This is a genomic window from Pseudomonas sp. 58 R 12, assembly GCF_900005865.1.
Classification (GTDB): domain Bacteria; phylum Pseudomonadota; class Gammaproteobacteria; order Pseudomonadales; family Pseudomonadaceae; genus Aquipseudomonas; species Aquipseudomonas tritici.
Window position 1 is genome coordinate 228,478 of sequence record NZ_CVTP01000024.1, and the last position, 17,388, is coordinate 245,865.

The window sequence follows — 17,388 nt, forward strand, 5'->3', positions numbered from 1 at the left end:
ATTTTTTTTGCACGGCTCATTCGTACAGGCGATCCAGCGGTATCGCGATGACCGGCAACGCCGGATCAAACACATGCCGCGTGGTCTTGTACGGAAAGATCTCGCCGCGAGCGATGGTGTTGAAAATCCGCGCGACCTCGAACGCCTGCCCCGTGCGCCAGTGCCTTACGCACACCCGTGGGTCCGTATAGTCGAGCTGGATGCACGGTACTCGACACAGACCCAACTGCAACGCTGCATTCAGGCGGTGGTTACCGTCCATCACGATGCCATGCGAGCGCTCGACGATGATCGGTTCCAGCCAATGCCCTGCGCGGATAATCGAGTCGCATAGCCACTGAACATTGGCCGGGTCCACCTGTTCCGATTGCCGTACTTCGCACACCGGCCGCAGCGCAATCTGATAGGTCTGCCCCATGGTTCCCCCCTGCCCTGGCAGCATGTTCAGCAGGTCCCGGTCTTGGCGACCGCTGCGTATCGATGGGCCAGATCCAGCAGACGTTGCGCCTGCTCGATCAGCGGCAGATCGACCATTTCGCCGTCAACTTGCACCGCGTGGCTACCGCCGGCCACGGCACTCATCACCCGATCCGCCCAGGCCAATTGGTGGGCATCGGGCAAGAACGCGCGCTGCACCGTCGACAGCTGCGCGGGATGGATGCACAGCTTGGCCCCGAACCCGAGGGAGCGCGCGTAAAGCGAGTCCTGGGCGACCACCGCCAGGTCGTTGATCGCAGGCGTTACCCCGTCGATTGGCGCCGGCAAACCCGCAGTGCGAGAGGTCAGCACGATGCGGTTGCGTGCGTACAGAAACGCCTCGGGCACCTGGCCGCAATTGATATCCAGGGAAAAATCCAGCGAGCCAAAGGCCAGGCGCGCCAGGCCGGGAATCGCGGCAATCGCCTCCACCTGCTGCAAGCCTTTGGCCGTCTCGATGATCGCGACAATGTGCAACTGGGGTTGCCATGCCAGCAGCTGCTCGACCACCCGCGCCAACGCCTGGGGAGCCTCGGCCTTGGGCAGGAATACCCCGGTGCAACGCTCGGGGTAACGCATGTCGCCCAACCACGTCAGGTCCTGGCGGAACAACGCGCTGCCGACACTGTTGAGCCGGATAAACCGCTGGCACGCAACGCTCGACGTACTTTCCTGCCACGCCCACACGGCAGCTCGGGCAGCGGCTTTGCTCTCGGGATGAACCGCATCCTCGAGGTCCAGGATGATTGCATCCGCCCCGGCCTCAACGGCTTTGGCAAAGCGCTCCGGACGGTTCCCCGGAACGAACAGGTAGCTGATGGGAAGCAGCGTGGTCGTGCTCTGACGATCAGTGTTCATGGCATCTCTCCTTGGCGTGCATCAGTCGTGGTTTTTGAAAAAATTTTCAGGGGCTCCGAGGGGGTAAATTGCGCCTCTGGCGCCACCCTCGCCGATCAACGTTTAACCCCTTATTGATCAATGAATTAACAACGCTTTCAAACTAGGGACGAACGCCCGAAAGAGCATGCCAATACGGGTTCGCGCACTGATCTTCAGCGGGCATTAATGTGAAATATTTGAAAACCTTACTTGATAATCATTCTCGGTAGCAATATTGTTCACGCCGCCAAGAGAAACTTTTCTTGTGCACATGCAAATCCTAATGTTCACCGAAAGTATGGCCTCGCGACATCATTTACCCATCACTCACCGGTGAATTAGATCAAGAAAATCAGCAGTTAGTGGCTGATCGCTACACTCGTATAAACCTTATGAAATGGGGTTCTTATGCAATTGTTTTGTGAACCGACTATGACTGTCAAAGCCACAGTTTCGCCTGCAGGATTCGTGTGGCATCCACCGCCAAACACATAAGCGTAAAAACACGACGAGCGACAAGACCACATTCATCGATCTCTTTTAGAGATTAAAATATGAATGACGACGCTATAAGCGCCAGGGAATAGTTATGTCCATTGCAACAACGCACCCAAATAAAGTGCGCACTGAAGTTCATCTTTCGAAAATGCTTAATCCATTATTGGATGTAAGCATCGCACAGCTGTTACATAGCCAGCCCGACACCCTGCTTGAACTCGTCGCACAATACGGTTCGCCCCTGAATCTTGTATGGCCACATGCTTTTGCACTGAACACCTGCGCATTGCGATCAGTGCTGGAACAGCATGAAGTCCAGCATGCGGTCTTCTATGGCGCCAAAGCCAACAAGTCGCAATGTTTGCTGGGCGCGGCCAAGGCGTCCGGTATCGGCGTCGACGTTTCCAGCCTTTACGAGATGCAGGCAGCACTGCGCGCCGGTGTGCCAGCCGATCAGTTGTGTGCCACCGGTCCTGCCAAAACCGAGGATTTTCATCGGCAGCTCGTCCAGGCCGGCGCACTGATCTGCGTGGATTCACTGGAAGAATTCGACCATTTGAAAACACTGCTCGAAGCCCGCAGCAAGGCCATCAAAGCCCGGGTTTTATTGCGTTACAGGCCCAAAAACTGTGCGACCAGCCGCTTCGGAATGGGGGCCTCGGACGTGTTGGTGTGTTTGCACTTACTGACCGGGCTTCGGGCTTTTTTTGACTTCGAGGGTTTCCATTTCCACCTGGGTAGCTATGGGTTCGAATCCCGAGCACAGGCCTTTCGTGAAGTGACGGATTTCGTCGATGAGGCTCGAAAGATGGGATTGAACCCGACCATGATCGATATCGGGGGAGGCTTGCCCATCCGCTATATTGAGCCACACGCCTACGATCGTTTTATACACAACGACAATACACCCAGTCACTATTACAACCAATCCGTGCCCAACTCTTACTACCCTTACGGCAGCAACTTGACGGCGAGCCAGTGGCTGCATTCATTTCTGGAAAGTGCCTACTCGCCGCACCAGAACATTGCCCAGTATTTGAAAGCCAACAACATCACACTGGGATTGGAGCCAGGCCGAAGCCTGGTGGACCAAGCCGCCATTTCAGTGTTCCGCATTACACGCTGCAAAAAACTGGCAAATAACAAAACTGTGTTGTTTGTCGAAGGCAGTAGTTTCAGCGCGTGCGAAACATGGTTCGCGTCGGAATACCTGGTCGACCCGATATTAATCAGCGCGGCACCAACATCGGCCACGCCGATGCAAGCCTATATTGCCGGGCATAGTTGTCTGGATGATGACGTCATCACCCAGCGCCTGATCAACTTTACTACGTCCCCCAAGGCCGGCGACTTATTGATTTATGCCAATACCGCCGGCTACCAAATGGACTTGCTGGAGAACGAGTTTCATCGTCACCCCTTACCTCGGCGAATGGTGGCGACCTGTTGCACGCACGGTAACTACGCGTTTTCACCTGACTACTAGAGGGAGTACTTCCTATGATACTGAACAAAGTTTCCGAACTGATTGGTAATACGCCAATGTTGGGTATTTATATCCCGGGAACTGACGCCCGGCTGTTATTAAAGATAGAGAAAAATAACCCCGGTGGCAGTATCAAAGACCGCATGGCGCGCAACATGGTACTCGCCGCGCTCAAATCCGGACGCCTGAAACCGGGCGGTGTGGTGGTCGAGTCGTCGTCGGGCAATACCGGCATCGGCCTGGCCATGGCCGCCGTTGAATTCGGCCTGCAGTTTATCGCGGTGGTTGACCATCACGCGGCGCAGGACAAGATCGCGGTGATGAAGGCACTGGGCGCGGATATTCGGTTTGTCGCGGGGACCTATCGCGAAGATGAAGTCGCGGTGGTAGAGCGCCAGCGCCTGGCGGCCGAACTCGCCGAGCAGATCCCGGGCGCCGTGTTCATGAACCAGTCCGATAACGCGGCCAACGCCGGCGGCTACAGCGACTTTGTGCGGGAAACCATCGTTCAGGCCGAAGGTGTTATCGGCGCGTATGTCGGTTGCGTCGGTACCGGCGGGTCGATGACCGGAATTGCCCGGGGCCTTAAACAGCACAACCCCGACATCGTCACAGTGGCAGTGGAACCCGCAGGCTCCATCGTCTTCGGGCACCCCGGCTATCCGTATTATCAGTCCGGTACCGGCACGCCTGCCGGGGACACAGTGGGGCTGGTGCTCGATTACAGCTGCATCGACCTGGGCGTGCAGGTTACCGACTCACAAGCCTTCGAGACCTCCCGCTATATCGCCCGCCACCTCGCCCTGCTCGTAGGCGGCTCAACCGGTGGTGCGATTTTCAAGGCCCTGGAACTGATTCACAAAGGTGTACTGAGCGGCAACGTAGTGGTGCCGATTGCCGATGGCGGCGAAAAATACCTGCACACGGTCTTCGATGATAAGTGGCTGGACGAACGTGACCTGCTCGACCCCGGCGTCGCGTCGCAGCTGGATGCCTGGTTGGGCAAGAACCATTGGCAGGAGTCCAGCTCCGCCCCGCTGCAACTCAGCGTTGCATGACCCTCTTTCGACTAAGGAACGCCTCATGAAACCGCTGAAAGTCGCCATTTGCGGCGGTGGCCGGACCGGTCATCTCAACGCCATCCTGTTCAAACAACTGCCCGACGTCCAGGTTGCGCTGCTGACCAGCAATCTGGACGTCATCGACCACCACGCCCGGCAGGTGCCGCTCCAGGCTGTGCTGCCGGACGGATCCACGCTGACCGCCCGGCTGGACCGGGTGACCGCCGAGGCCAGGCCCGCCGTCGAAGACGCCGATATCGTCATCATCACGGTGCCAGCCCATGCCCGCGCCAAAATCCTGCAAGCCATCGCGCCGCATTTGAGCACGAGTAAACCGGTGTACATCGGGGCGATTCCGGGCTTCTGCGGGTTCGACTGGCTGGCCGAGGCCACACTGGCAAATCACCCGAACCTGGTGATATGGGGCATGAAGGACGTGCCCCATACCGCCTTCGAACTCAAACCCGGCCGGTCGATAAAAATGGGCGGCGGCAAAAGCCAGTTGTATGTCGCGACCCATTCGCGAGAATCCCAGACGTCGCGCCAGCACCTGCACGACATCCTCAAACGGCTCTACGGCCCTTGCGTCACGCTGCTCGATCACTACCTGGAAATCACCCTGACGCCCGGCAACCCGATCATGCACAGCTCGGTGATCTACGGGTTGATCGGCCCCTACGGCCAATGGCACCGCAAGATCTTTCCGCAGCGCCTGTGCTGGTGGACGGAGTGCCCCGAACTGGGCGCTTACTTCCTGGAACGCATGGATCAGGAAAGCCAGGAACTGTGCGCGGTCATCAGTGAGCGCATGGGCGTCGATCTGTCGTCCGTCAAATCCTTGAAACAGGAAATCGTCGAGGCGTACGGCGATCAGATTCGCGACCAGAGCAGCATGTTGTCGATTCTGCGCACCAACCAGGCCTACAACGACATCCTCGCCCCCATGGTGCCGGCCGGCGATAACCGCGCCGGGTATGTGATCGAGCGTGAGAGCCGCGCGTTCAACGAAGACGTCGCCTATGGGCTGGTGTTGCTGGTGGAAATGGCCAGGCGGTTTGAACTGAAAGTGCCCTATATCGAAGAAGTCCTCCACTGGAGCGTTGCCTACATGCAAGGCCTGCGCGACTCGGCGCTGGATTACTTCCCGAGCCAATGGCCTCGCACGGCATAACCCTTTTAATGAATGACTCAACGAGCAGATAGCTGATATGGATGACCTCAACACCTTGATCGCCTACTCCCGCAAAAACGCCCTGCGCCGGCTGATTCGTTGCTTGTTTGCGGAAAATATCCTGGATCGTTCGGCGCTGGCGTTTACCCCTGACGGCCGCCAGGCCACCTACCCGCTCAAGCAGCGCGGCGCGCAGCTGTTTTTCTCCGAGATTGCACTGGGGCCGGCCGACACGCTGGTCAATGACGGCGACGTGGTGCTGCTGACGGCCGAAGGCGTGCGCCAGGCGATCACCCGCCATCAAGACTTGCTGGATGTACTGCGCGACAGTTTCGACTTTGAGCCCAGCGACGAAGGCGTGGCCGGTCTCAAGTCGGATATGGAAAACAGCCTGCTGAACGACGCCCATGCACGCCAGTATCGCCAACACTGGAACGCGCGCCTGGCCCAGGCCGCTCAACGCCAGGGCCTCATCAGCCTTACCGATTACTTGCGCCGGCATTCGAGCACCAAGGACGCCGCCATCCTGCTGGACCAGTGGGGCTCATTGGAAGGTCACCCCTACTACCCGACCTGGAAAGCCCGCCCCGGACTGAATGACTCTGAGGTCGAGCAACTGTCTCCGGAGTTCAACGCCCAGGTGCCCCTGCGAATTGCCGCCTTGCGTGCTGACATGGCCAAAAGCGAAAGCATGCCCCACGTGACCAGCTACCCCGCCTGGTTCGCCAGCAACTTCCCGGCACACTGGGAGCAATGGAAGGCGGCGCTGAACGCTAAGGGACTGGATGAAACACAATGGCTGCCACTGCCGATTCATGGCTGGCATTTGCAGGCCTATGTGCTCAAGACGTTTGCCGCAGAAATCGAAGAAGGTCTCCTGATCACCGAGGGGCCGGATATTCAGACGTTGCCGACCATGTCATACCGCACGATGATGCCGGTACTGGACCACGCTGCGCCGCTGATCAAATTGCCCATCGCGTTGTGGATGACCAGCGAGTTGCGCAGCCTGCAAGCCAAGTCGATCCATATGGGGCCGCGCATCAGCACGGTGATCACGCAAATCCTGGAAGCCGAAAACGGTTTCGACCAGCAACTGGAAATCTTCCCTGAAGAAATCGGCGTGCGCTATCGACACGCGATCACCCAGGACGACGTACCGGGAAAACACCTGTCCGTGGTATTTCGTGCCAGCCGGCAAGCGTTCGAACGCAACGATGATCGCCTGCCGATCACTGTAGCTTCGTTGTTCACCCGTTTGCCGGGCAGCGGTCGGCCGCTGTTTACCGACCTGATCGAACGCGACGGGGAGCGCGCCGACGCCGCCAGCGTAGAACGGTGGTTTCGCCACTATGCCAAAGTCGTCACCCACCCCGTGGTGGCAATCTACCTGCTGTACGGTATCGGGCTCGAAGCGCACCAGCAGAACACCATGGTGCTGTTCTCACCCGATGGCTTGCCGCGCAGCCTGCTGATCCGCGACTTTGGCGATGGCAGGACCTACGCCCCGCTGCTGGAGGAACGCGGTTATACGTTACAGCCACACGTGCAGCCTGGCATTCTGCCTACGGTCTTTACCGGTGATATCGAACCGGTGCGCATGTTTGTACTGGACGCCGCGTTCCTCACGCACCTGCATGAAATGGCCCTATGGCTGACCAAGGAATACGGCATGGACAACACGCGCTTGTGGGCAGTATTGCGCGAGGAAACCGAAAACGCCTTCGCCGCCGTACGCGATCGGGTTTCGCCGCAGGTGTGGGAAGTGGAACGCCAGGCCTTTGTCGAGGATCCTTGGCCTACCCGTTCATTGCTGCGCATGCATCTGATGCAGTATTCCAACTACCGTTTGCAGCACACCCTGACCAACCCGCTAGCTGCCGTTTAACGATCGAGGCCGTCTCATGTCCCAAGCAGGTGCCATCCAGGGTTCAAGTGTGAGAATCCTTATTTATCTTCTGTTCGCGATCCAACTGGTCTCCATGGGCGCGATGGAAATGAGCGGGCCGTTCTGGCCCGTGCACCTGCGCGGGCTGGCCTCTTCGGAGTCGATATTCAGCTTCGCCAGCATCGCCGTGTACGTCGGGCCGATGCTGGGCATCATGCTGACCAGTGCATTCTGGGGCCGCATCGGCGATCGCTACGGCCACAAATTAATGATGATCCGCGCACTCGCGGGGTTGTCCCTGACCCAGCTCGGGCTGGCGTTTTTCAGTGACATCTGGGTCATCCTGGTCCTGCGTTTTCTGCAGGGCGCCTTTGCTGGCTATATAGCCCCGGCGCAGGCTTACGGGGTCAGTATCGAAGCCCCGTCGCGACGGGCCCGGTTATTTGCGATCCTGCAGATATCGACCAATGTCGGCTCACTGCTGGGCGCGGTCGTAGGCGGCCTGATCCTCGATTTCGCGACGTTTTTCTGGATCAATATCGTCGCCTCAGTGCTCTGTGCACTCTGTACCGTCATCGCCGCCGTGACGTTGCCGGATGTGCCTCCCGTACCGAAAAAACCGGCGGTGGCCACCCGCGCGCCGGCCGCAGGCACCGACAGCGTATGGCGCAGCTCTCCCCTGCTGTCGCTGCTGTGTGTCATGGGGATCCTGCTGCTGGCGCGCATGTTGCCGCAGACATCCTTTTCGCTGTACGTGAGCTCGACGTTCGAGGTCAGCAACTCAGTCGTCGGCCTGTGCTATGGGTTGCTGGCCCTGGGCTTTATCCTGTCGGCAACGGCGTGGTCGCGCTACTTCGAGCATCGTTCCCAGGCAGAAACCCTGCAACGCATCACGTATATCGTCATGGGCTGCATTGCCTTGACTGCCGTGGCAGGCGTAACGCGCAGCCCCGTGGTATTTATCGTTGCCTACTTCATTTGGGGGGTGCTGCTGGGGGCGACCACCCCTGTGCTGATGGCATTGGTCTCGAAAACCGCCGACAGCTCGCGACAAGGCTACGTACTGGGTATTGCTCAAAGTACGGCGCAGTTCGCCTCGATTGCCGGCATCTCCATTGGTGGCTTGCTGAGCCAGGTCTATGGCCTGCAATACACCTATCTTTTCGTGTGCCTGGCCTATGCAGTGGCGCTGATTCCCATGATCGCGTTGCGGTACTGGTCGGTGTCCGCGCCTTCCAATCGCGTTGCGGACGGCGACTGAACAAGGAGTGAGGGTGTGAACGTTGAACAACTGCGTGCCGACACACCGGGTGTCGAGCATTTGATCCATTTCAATAATGCCGGTGCGGCGCTGATGCCTGAGCCGGTGGTCCAGGTCATCACTGGGCACTTGCAACAGGAAGCGCGCCTCGGCGGGTACGAAGCGGCCGCCCAATGCGCGGCTGAACTGGAAAATGTCTACGCCGCCATCGGGCGCCTGATCAATGCGCGCCCCAATGAAATCGCGGTGGTCGAAAACGCCACCCGGGCCTGGGACATGGCCTTCTATTCACTGGCGCTCAAGCCCGGCGATACCGTGCTGACATCAATGACCGAATACGCCGGCAACTACATCCCATACCTGCAATTGAGGCAGCAGCGCGGGATCGAGATCCGGATCATCCCCAACGATGAACACGGCCAGGTGTGCCTCGCGGCCTTGGCGACCCTGCTTGAAGACGAGCGCGTCGCCCTGGTATCGCTGCCGATGATCGCCACCAATGGCGGGCCTGTGCAACCCGTCGAGCAGATCGGTGCCCTCGCCCGGGCGGCGGGCGTATTGTTCCTGCTGGACGCTTGCCAGGGGGTGGGGCAGGTACCGATCGATGTGCAAAAGATCGGCTGGCATATGCTCACCGCCACCAGTCGAAAATATCTGCGCGGGCCCAGGGGCATGGGGTTCCTGTACATCGAGCCGTCCCTGTGCCAGCGCTTGGAGCCGGTTTTTCTTGACCTGCACGCGGCCTCGTTGCTCACGGCGGATAGCTTTAAAATTCGCACTGATGCCCGACGTTTTGAAAATTGGGAATGCAACGTCGCGGCCAAGCTGGGCCTGGGGGCAGCGACGGAGTATGCGCTGGCGCAGGGCATCGAACCGATGTGGCAGCGCATCCAGCACCTGGCAGGCTACTTACGCCATCGACTGACGGAAGTGACGGCTATCACTCCCCAGGACCTGGGACCTGTAAAGTCCGGCATCGTAACGTTCAGTCATCGGTACAGCAGCGCCCCACAGGTGCAGCAGTGGCTCGCCACGCACCCCAAACGTATCAACGTGAGCACCTCTAACGCAGGCTCCACCCTGCTCGACATGCAACATCGGGGCTTGCGTGAGGTCAGCCGTGCGTCAGTTCATGCCTACAACACCGAAGCCGAAATCGATTCATTGATTGACGCCTTGATACGCCTGTCACATGCCTGATCACGGGAGACAATCGCGCTTGCGCTCAAGTCGGGTTGTCAACTAGCATTGGGAATACTTCTCAATTACAAACAAATCTGCCGCCATGAGCGAAACCTCTTCCGCGAATCATCTCAATCACCTGCGTGCCATCGAGGCCCTATACAGCGGGCATCACGGCTGGCTGTACGCCACGCTGAAGAGAAAACTGGGTAACGCCATGGATGCGGCGGATCTGGCCCAGGACACCTTCACCCGGATCCTCGCCTCACAAGTCACGGTGATTGACCAGCCACGGGCGTACTTGAGCTGCGTGGCCAAGGGCATTCTGGTCAACTGGTACCAGCGCAAGGCACTGGAGCGCGCCTACCTGGATGCACTGGCGAACGTGCCCACCCACGAAGCGCCGTCGCCCGAGGCGCACTTCATGGTGCTGGAAACCCTGCACGAAATCGACGTCATGCTCGATAGCCTTGCGCCGCTGGTCAAGCGGGCCTTCCTGCTGTCGCAGATCAACGGCCTCAAGTACGACGACATCGCCGAGCAGCTGGGTGTATCGCTGATCACCGTCAAGCGCTACATGAAACAGGCCTTCGTACAATGCCTGATGCTGGTGGAATGAATGCTCGGTCTGCGCAGGGAGCCACCGCTGGACCCGCAGGTACTCGAAGAAGCCGCCGAGTGGCTGATGCGCTTGAACGAACGCGAACTGAGCGAGCACGAGCGCGCCGAATGGGAGCGCTGGAAGGTCAGCAGCCCGGAGCGTGATCGTGCCTGGTCGCGTGCTCAATTGCTGCAGAGCAAGTTCGGCGGCCTGCCACCCTCCCTGGCGATGTCGGCGCTGGACCGGCCAAACAGCCCGGAACGTCGTGCAGCACTGGGCAAGCTGGCGATCCTGCTGGCGGTGATGCCTGTGGGTTGGGGAAGCTGGAAGCTGGCGCAATCGCAGCAATGGTCAGCAGACTACCGCTCCGACGTTGGCCAGCGCCGCGAACTGACCCTGGCCGATGGCTCGCGTATCACCCTGAACACCGATACCGCTATCGACGTCGTATTCGACGACCGCCAACGCCTTATTCACCTGCGCGAAGGCGAAATCCTGGTGCAGACCGCCGTGGACAACGCCCCCCAGCCCCGGCCGTTCCTGATCAGCACCCGCCAGGGGCGCATGCAGGCGCTGGGCACACGTTTTACCGTACGAGAAGTGAGCCCACGCACGCACCTCGCCGTGATCGACGGCGCGGTGAGCGTGATATTGGCCGATAACCGCCAGACCCCACCGTTGATCGTCAACGCCGGGCAGCGCACCGACTTCTCCTCACAGACCTTTGGTGAGCTGGCGCCGACCGATCGCTATATCGGCTCATGGACCCAAGGCATGTTGATGGTCGACAAGATGCGCCTGGCGGATTTCGTCGCGGAACTGACGCGCTACCGCCGAGGCTTCCTGCGCTGTGATCCGGCCATCGCCGACCTGCGCATTTCCGGGGCCTTTCCGGTCGGTGATACCGATCGCACTTTGAGTATGCTGGTGCACACCTACCCCGTGCTGGCGAACAGTCATTTGCGCGGTTATTGGGTCACCCTGTCGCCCGCCTGATTTCACGCAAAAATAAACGGCGGTCGGGGTGATACTTTTTTCGATCTCGGCTGGCAAAGACAGGAACAGCCTTTTCCTCTCGTCCATTGGGTCCTCCTTTCATGCCTGTAGCACGGCCCCTGCGTCCGGCTCGTCCGCTCAAACCGATGGTGCACGGCGTCGTGCTCAGCCTGCTGCTGGCCGGTGCCGTCTGCCCGGCAGCATTGGCGGGCGAACCGGCCCAATTGGACGCGGTCGCTTTGCAGGCCTACCACATTGCCCCCGGCCCGCTCGGCGCAACGCTCTCAAGCTTTGCCGTGGACGCCGGCATTGCCCTGTCGTTCCAGCCGTCGCTCACGGAGGGGCTGATCAGCCCCGAACTGCGCGGGACCTACTCCACCCAGGAGGCTGTCACGCGTTTGCTCGAAGGCAGCGGCCTGGAGATGGTGTTGCGCAGCGATGGCAGCTACACCCTGGTACCGCGCCGGCTAACGTTGTCGGCGACCACGGTGGAGGCGGCGCAAAAACATACCGATAGCCTGCCGCCGGTGTACCCGGGCGGCCAGGTAGCCGAGGGCGGGCGTCTCGGCCTGCTGGGCAATACGGATGTGATGGACGCGCCCTTCAGCATCAGCACCTATACCGCGTCATTGATCAAAGACCAGCAGGCGACAACCGTAGGCGACGTGCTGGAGCGCGACTCCTCGGTCCGCTCCACCGGCCAGACGGGGGGTATCGTCGATTCATTCTTTATTCGTGGTTTTCCGGTGGGCGAAGGCAACCTTGGGGAACTGGCGTTCGACGGCGTGTACGGCGTGGCCTCCAATTACCGGGTCTTCACCGACTATGCCGAACGCATCGAAGTGGTCAAAGGCCCCGGCGCCCTCCTCTACGGCATGTCCCCCAACAGCGCCGTCGGTGGCGTGATCAACGTGGTCCCCAAGCGCTCCCTGGACGAGGACCTGACCCGCGTCACGGCCACCTATGGCCAAGACCTGCAACTGGGCACCCACATCGACCTGAGTCGGCGGTTTGGCGAGGACCGGCGATTCGGCGTGCGCGTCAACGGCCGCGCGCAGCAGGGTGACACCGTCATCGACAAGCAATCGCGAGACGTCGGGGTGAGTGCCATCTCCCTGGATTACCAGGGTGATCGCCTGCGCACCAGCCTGGACCTGATCGCCCAGCAAGAGCAATTTGACGCGGCTTCACGGCCATTTCTGATCGCTCCCGGTGTGCCGATTCCCCACGCCGCCAACGGGCGTACCAACGTCAGCCAGGCGTGGGGCTGGTCCAAAACCCGCGACGAGTCGGCATTGCTGGGTGGCGAGTATGACGTGAACGACGTACTGACCCTGTTCGCCCATGCCGGCGGTGGGAAGTCGAACGTGGCACGCCTTTCCGACCAGACCCCGACCATCGTCAACACCGCCGGGGACACCTCGTCGATTCCCGGCTATTACAAATTCAAGGTCCGGCGCTACACGGTCGACACCGGCGCCAGACTGCGCTTCGACACCGGGCCGATCAGCCACAGCACCACGCTGCAAGTCACGCGCTATCGCGATGAGTTGTCGCGCGGCATTATTTCCGGCCCGCCGATCCTGTCGAACATTTACCACCCTATCTCCCGGCCGGAGGTAGACATTCCAACGCCTGCCACGCCGAAAGTCTCGGCGACCGAATTGTCCGGCGTCGCGGTTGCCGACACCTTGTCGATGCTCGATCAGCGCCTGCAGGTGACTGTCGGCCTGCGCAAACAGACCATCCGCTCCAACAACTATGACGCGGCAGGTGCGGTGACCACGGCTTACGACGATGGCAAGACGACGCCGCTGTTCGGGGCGGTCGTCCGCCCCTGGGATCACGTGTCGTTCTACTACAACTACCTGGAAGGCTTGAGCAAAGGCGATATCGCTCCCGCCACAGCCTCGAATGCGGGCCAGATCTTTGCCCCCTACGTCTCACGCCAGCATGAGGTCGGGGTCAAGCTCGACTACGGCACGGTTATGTCCACACTCGCGCTGTTCCAGATCACCAAACCCAGCGGCGAACTGTCAGGCACAACCTTTGCGGTACAGGGTGAACAGCGCAACCGGGGCCTCGAACTCAACGTATCCGGCGAGGCCGGCCGAGGTACACGCCTGCTCGGCGGGGTGACGCTGCTGGATGCACAACTGACCAAAAGCGCGGTTGCCGCCAACCGGGGCAATACCCCGGTGGGGGTGCCCAAGGTGCAAGCCAATCTCTGGGCCGAGTGGGACGTGCCCTGGGTCGAGGGGCTGACGCTGACCAGCGGGGCGCTGTACACCGCCAGCCAATATGTGAACCAGGCCAACACCCAGCAGTTGGCCCCCTGGACTCGCTTCGACATGGGCGTGCGCTACAGCACGCGTATCGCCCAGCGGCCGACGACCTTCCGCGCCACGGTACAGAACGTGTTCGACCGTGAGTATTGGTCGGGCGTCGCTTCCTATGGTGCGTTCTCTCAAGGCTCGCCACGCACCCTTCTACTGTCGACCACGGTCGATTTCTGAAACCTTCGGCCCGGCACGGCTAGCTGCACCGCCATCCGGCCCGACCACTGCAAAGGCTTTAACCATGGTTACCATTGTTCGACGCAGCCACGCCTTCGCCGGGTTGCTGTTTGCTGGTTTGTTGGGGTGGGCACTGCCGTCAGCGGCGGCCGAGCCGCAGGCAACACGCAGCACCGTCACCGACTTGCTCGGACGTCAGGTCAAGGTGCACCTGCCGGTCAGGCGCGTCATTCTGGGGGAAGGTCGTCAGTTGTACCTGGTTGCCGCGCTGGATACGCAAAACCCGATCGAGCGAATCGTCGGCTGGCGCAAGGACCTGATCCAGTCCGACCCGGACACCTATGGCGCTTACCTGCGTAAATTTCCCGACATCGCCAAAATCCCCACCTTCGGCGGCTTTGAAGATGGCACCTTCGATATCGAGCAGGCCATCTCCCAGCATCCCGATGTGATCATCCTCAATATCGAGGCCCAACATGCTACCGAGGATGCGCGATACATCGAGAAGCTCGACGCCCTGGGGATTCCGGTGGTGTACGTCGACTTTCGCAACCACCCGATGCAAAACACCGAACCGACCATGCGCCTGTTCGGCCAGTTATTCGGCAAAGAAGCACGTGCAGAAGCCTTTATCGACTTTCGTAACCAGCAGATCCGTCGTGTCACCGACGTGATCAAAGCGCAGCACCCTTCGCGCCCCGCCGTATTCATCGAGCGCATCGGCGGCTACACCGACGATTGCTGCCTGAGTTTCGGCAATGAAAACTTTGGGCTTTTCGTCGATATGGCAGGCGGCAACAATATCGCCAGAGACATAATTCCCACCACCTTCGGCCAGTTGAACCCCGAGCAAGTGATCGTCGCCAACCCGGAGCAGGTGGTGGTCACCAGTGCCAACTGGGAAGCCTTTGCCCCCGGTGGCCATTGGGTCGGTGTGGGCCCCGGTGCCGACATGGCGCAAGCCCGGCGCAAATTGGCCTGGTACACCCAGCGCCCGGCCTATGCCGGGATCAAGGCGCAGGATGACCAGGCGTTCCATGCGATCTGGCATCAGTTCTACAACAGCCCTTATCAGTTCGTGGCCATCCAGCAGTTGGCCAAGTGGTTTCATCCGACATTGTTTACCGACCTGGACCCTGAAGCCTCGTTTCGCGAATTGCACGAGCGATTCCTGCCGGTGCCCTATGAGCCTGGGTACTTCGTGAGCCTCAAGCCATGAGCGCCGTGATTCAACGCGACACCTACCGGCGCCTGGTGCTGCGCAAGCGCCTGATCCTCGCGGGCCTGGCCCTGCTGCTGTCGTGCAGTGTGCTGCTTGACCTGGCTCTGGGGCCGGCGAGCTACAGCTTCAATGAGGTGCTCGGTGCACTCTTTGCGCCGGACAGTGCGCCGGCACAGGTTCGCGTGGTGATGTGGGACATCCGCCTACCGATCGCCCTGATGGCGGTTGCCGTGGGTGCGGCGTTGTCACTGGCCGGCGCGCAGATGCAGACCATCCTCAATAACCCGCTGGCCAGCCCCTTCACCCTGGGCATTTCCGCCGCCGCCAGTTTTGGTGCGGCCATGGGGCTGGCGTTTGGTGTGGCGCTGTTTCCATTAGCGGCGCAGTACATGGTGCCGGTCAACGCGTTCATCATGGCCATGCTTTCGGCGCTGCTGATTCACTTTCTGAGCATGCGTCGCGGAGTCACCGCAGAAACCATCGTGCTGCTGGGTATCGCCCTGGTGTTCACGTTTAACGCGTTATTGGCCCTGGTGCAGTTTTTCGCCACCGAGCAAGCCGTAGCGGCCGTGGTGTTCTGGACCATGGGCAGCCTGACCAAAGCCACCTGGCCCAAACTGGGGGTGATCTGCCTGGTGATCGTGATCACCCTGCCGATCTTTGCCAAACGAGCCTGGGCCCTGACCGCGCTGCGACTGGGCGACGACAAGGCCGCCAGTTTCGGGATCAACGTGCGCAGCCTGCGCTTCCAGACGCTGATCATGGTCAGCCTGCTCGCCTCGTTCCCCGTGGCCTTTGTTGGCACCATCGGCTTTATCGGGCTGGTCGGCCCGCATATTGCGCGGATGTTGATCGGCGAGGACCAGCGCTTCTTCCTGCCGGCCTCGCTGCTGACCGGCGCACTGATTCTGTCCGCCAGTTCAGTGGTGAGCAAAACCCTGATCCCCGGCGCCATCTTCCCGATCGGGGTGGTCACTTCACTGATCGGCGTGCCGTTCTTCATATCTCTGATCCTCAGCGGGAAGAAAAACTCATGGTGAAGATTCAGCTGCAAGACCTGGGTGCCCGCTATGGCCAGCGCACGATCATCCGCGGCGTTACCACTGCCGCGTTCAACGGCGGCCAGGTGGTCGCCGTGGTGGGCCCCAATGCCGCGGGCAAATCCACCTTGTTTAAACGCATGGCCGGGCTGATCGATGGGCCTGGACAGGTGATCCTGCAGGACTCGAAAAAGGGCCAGCAAGGCATCTGCTACATGCCCCAGGGCTTGAATGCCAGTGCACGGTTGACGGTCTATGAATCGGTGCTCCTGGCCCGCAAGCAACTGTCGCCGCAATGGACCGTCCACGATGACGAACTGAATCTGGTGGACGAAATGCTCGAGGCCCTTGGCATCAGTGACTTGTCCTTTCGCAACCTCGGCGAACTCAGCGGCGGCCAGCAGCAACTGGTGTCAATCGCCCAGACCTTGGTGCGCGAGCCGGAAATCCTGCTGATGGACGAGCCCACCAGCGCCCTCGATATGCATCGTCAGGTGCAAGTGTTGAACTTCATGAGCGCACTGGCCCGCAAACAGAAGGTGATCGTGTTTATTGCCCTGCATGACCTGAACCAGGCGTTGCGCTTTGCCGACCAGGTATTGGTGATTGCCGACGGCACCGCGCAGGGCAGCGGCGCGAGTCATGAGGTGATCACCGAACACATGCTTCGCGAGGTGTACCAGGTTGAGGCGCGGATTGAGCAATGCAGCCGTGGGCAACGACATATTTTGATCGATGGGATAACTTGACAGCAACCCAACGCGCGCCAGCAAGCGCGACAGACGACTCGCAAGTATCGCTAGAGCGGCGAGCTCCGGCCCCAGCAACATGCGGATTATGGGCGCGGCAATGCATCAAGGTCGTAAGCCTGCACCCCTGCTGGAGGCCGGCGTGATCAGCGGTTGTTTTTTCTGGGGAGCTACAGCAGCGATAGGCGTTTTAGCCGTCTTGGCACGGGAGGATATCGCAGGAGTCGTCGATGGACACTCGTCTGAAGACCTGAGAGGACCCAGCAACAATACAAATTTGAGCCTGTCCGTTAGACAGTACTTAAAACGATACTTAAACGTACCGGATTGGATTGCCCTGGATTTCAGTGTTTTCCCGCAG

General features: G+C 60.1%; 14 protein-coding genes. 12 read left to right on the plus strand and 2 right to left on the minus strand.

Annotated elements, in window-relative coordinates; translation table 11 throughout:
* Positions 1 to 16: 16 nt before the first annotated feature.
* The gene (locus BFP95_RS21845) at positions 17 to 418 is read right to left on the minus strand and encodes a ParB N-terminal domain-containing protein (protein WP_065910684.1); all 402 of its coding nucleotides are present in this window, start codon (positions 416 to 418) and stop codon (positions 17 to 19) included.
* Between the two features lie 26 nt (positions 419 to 444).
* Positions 445 to 1,335, minus strand: a complete 891-nt coding sequence (locus BFP95_RS21850) for an HpcH/HpaI aldolase/citrate lyase family protein (RefSeq protein ID WP_065879966.1) — start codon at positions 1,333 to 1,335, stop codon at positions 445 to 447.
* A gap of 610 nt (positions 1,336 to 1,945) precedes the next feature.
* Between BFP95_RS21850 and BFP95_RS21855 the strand changes: the two genes are divergently transcribed.
* The 12 genes from BFP95_RS21855 (at position 1,946) to BFP95_RS21910 (ending at position 17,027) form a co-directional block, all read left to right on the plus strand.
* A complete protein-coding gene (locus BFP95_RS21855) occupies positions 1,946 to 3,340 on the plus strand; it encodes a Y4yA family PLP-dependent enzyme (RefSeq protein ID WP_065910685.1) in 1,395 nt (464 codons plus the stop codon).
* Positions 3,341 to 3,354: 14 nt separating this feature from the next.
* Positions 3,355 to 4,398 (plus strand): PLP-dependent cysteine synthase family protein, encoded by a 1,044-nt coding sequence (locus BFP95_RS21860; protein WP_065872282.1) that lies wholly within the window; start codon positions 3,355 to 3,357, stop codon positions 4,396 to 4,398.
* A 25-nt stretch (positions 4,399 to 4,423) separates the two neighbouring features.
* Positions 4,424 to 5,572, plus strand: a complete 1,149-nt coding sequence (locus BFP95_RS21865) for an NAD/NADP-dependent octopine/nopaline dehydrogenase family protein (protein ID WP_065879967.1) — start codon at positions 4,424 to 4,426, stop codon at positions 5,570 to 5,572.
* 37 nt (positions 5,573 to 5,609) lie between these two features.
* Positions 5,610 to 7,460 carry an IucA/IucC family protein gene (locus tag BFP95_RS21870; protein WP_065889287.1) on the plus strand — a complete coding sequence of 617 codons (1,851 nt, stop codon included), beginning with the start codon at positions 5,610 to 5,612 and terminating at the stop codon, positions 7,458 to 7,460.
* A 16-nt stretch (positions 7,461 to 7,476) separates the two neighbouring features.
* Positions 7,477 to 8,721, plus strand: a complete 1,245-nt coding sequence (locus BFP95_RS21875) for an MFS transporter (protein WP_065872285.1) — start codon at positions 7,477 to 7,479, stop codon at positions 8,719 to 8,721.
* A 15-nt stretch (positions 8,722 to 8,736) separates the two neighbouring features.
* Positions 8,737 to 9,921: an aminotransferase class V-fold PLP-dependent enzyme gene (locus BFP95_RS21880; RefSeq protein WP_065910686.1), complete on the plus strand. Its 1,185-nt coding sequence runs from the start codon at positions 8,737 to 8,739 to the stop codon at positions 9,919 to 9,921.
* Between the two features lie 85 nt (positions 9,922 to 10,006).
* Complete coding sequence (locus BFP95_RS21885; RefSeq protein ID WP_065872287.1) at positions 10,007 to 10,522, plus strand: sigma-70 family RNA polymerase sigma factor; 516 nt, start codon at positions 10,007 to 10,009, stop codon at positions 10,520 to 10,522.
* Positions 10,523 to 11,500 (plus strand): FecR domain-containing protein, encoded by a 978-nt coding sequence (locus tag BFP95_RS21890; protein WP_065910687.1) that lies wholly within the window; start codon positions 10,523 to 10,525, stop codon positions 11,498 to 11,500.
* Between the two features lie 101 nt (positions 11,501 to 11,601).
* Positions 11,602 to 14,016 (plus strand): TonB-dependent receptor, encoded by a 2,415-nt coding sequence (locus BFP95_RS21895; RefSeq protein ID WP_065910688.1) that lies wholly within the window; start codon positions 11,602 to 11,604, stop codon positions 14,014 to 14,016.
* Between the two features lie 64 nt (positions 14,017 to 14,080).
* The gene (locus tag BFP95_RS21900) at positions 14,081 to 15,235 is read left to right on the plus strand and encodes an ABC transporter substrate-binding protein (RefSeq protein WP_065872290.1); all 1,155 of its coding nucleotides are present in this window, start codon (positions 14,081 to 14,083) and stop codon (positions 15,233 to 15,235) included.
* Positions 15,232 to 16,278, plus strand: coding sequence for a FecCD family ABC transporter permease (locus BFP95_RS21905; protein ID WP_065872291.1), 1,047 nt, complete (start codon positions 15,232 to 15,234; stop codon positions 16,276 to 16,278). Before BFP95_RS21900 ends, BFP95_RS21905 begins: the two co-directional genes overlap by 4 nt.
* Complete coding sequence (locus tag BFP95_RS21910; RefSeq protein ID WP_065872292.1) at positions 16,272 to 17,027, plus strand: ABC transporter ATP-binding protein; 756 nt, start codon at positions 16,272 to 16,274, stop codon at positions 17,025 to 17,027. The genes BFP95_RS21905 and BFP95_RS21910 overlap by 7 nt, the downstream gene beginning before the upstream one ends.
* Positions 17,028 to 17,388 lie beyond the last annotated feature (361 nt).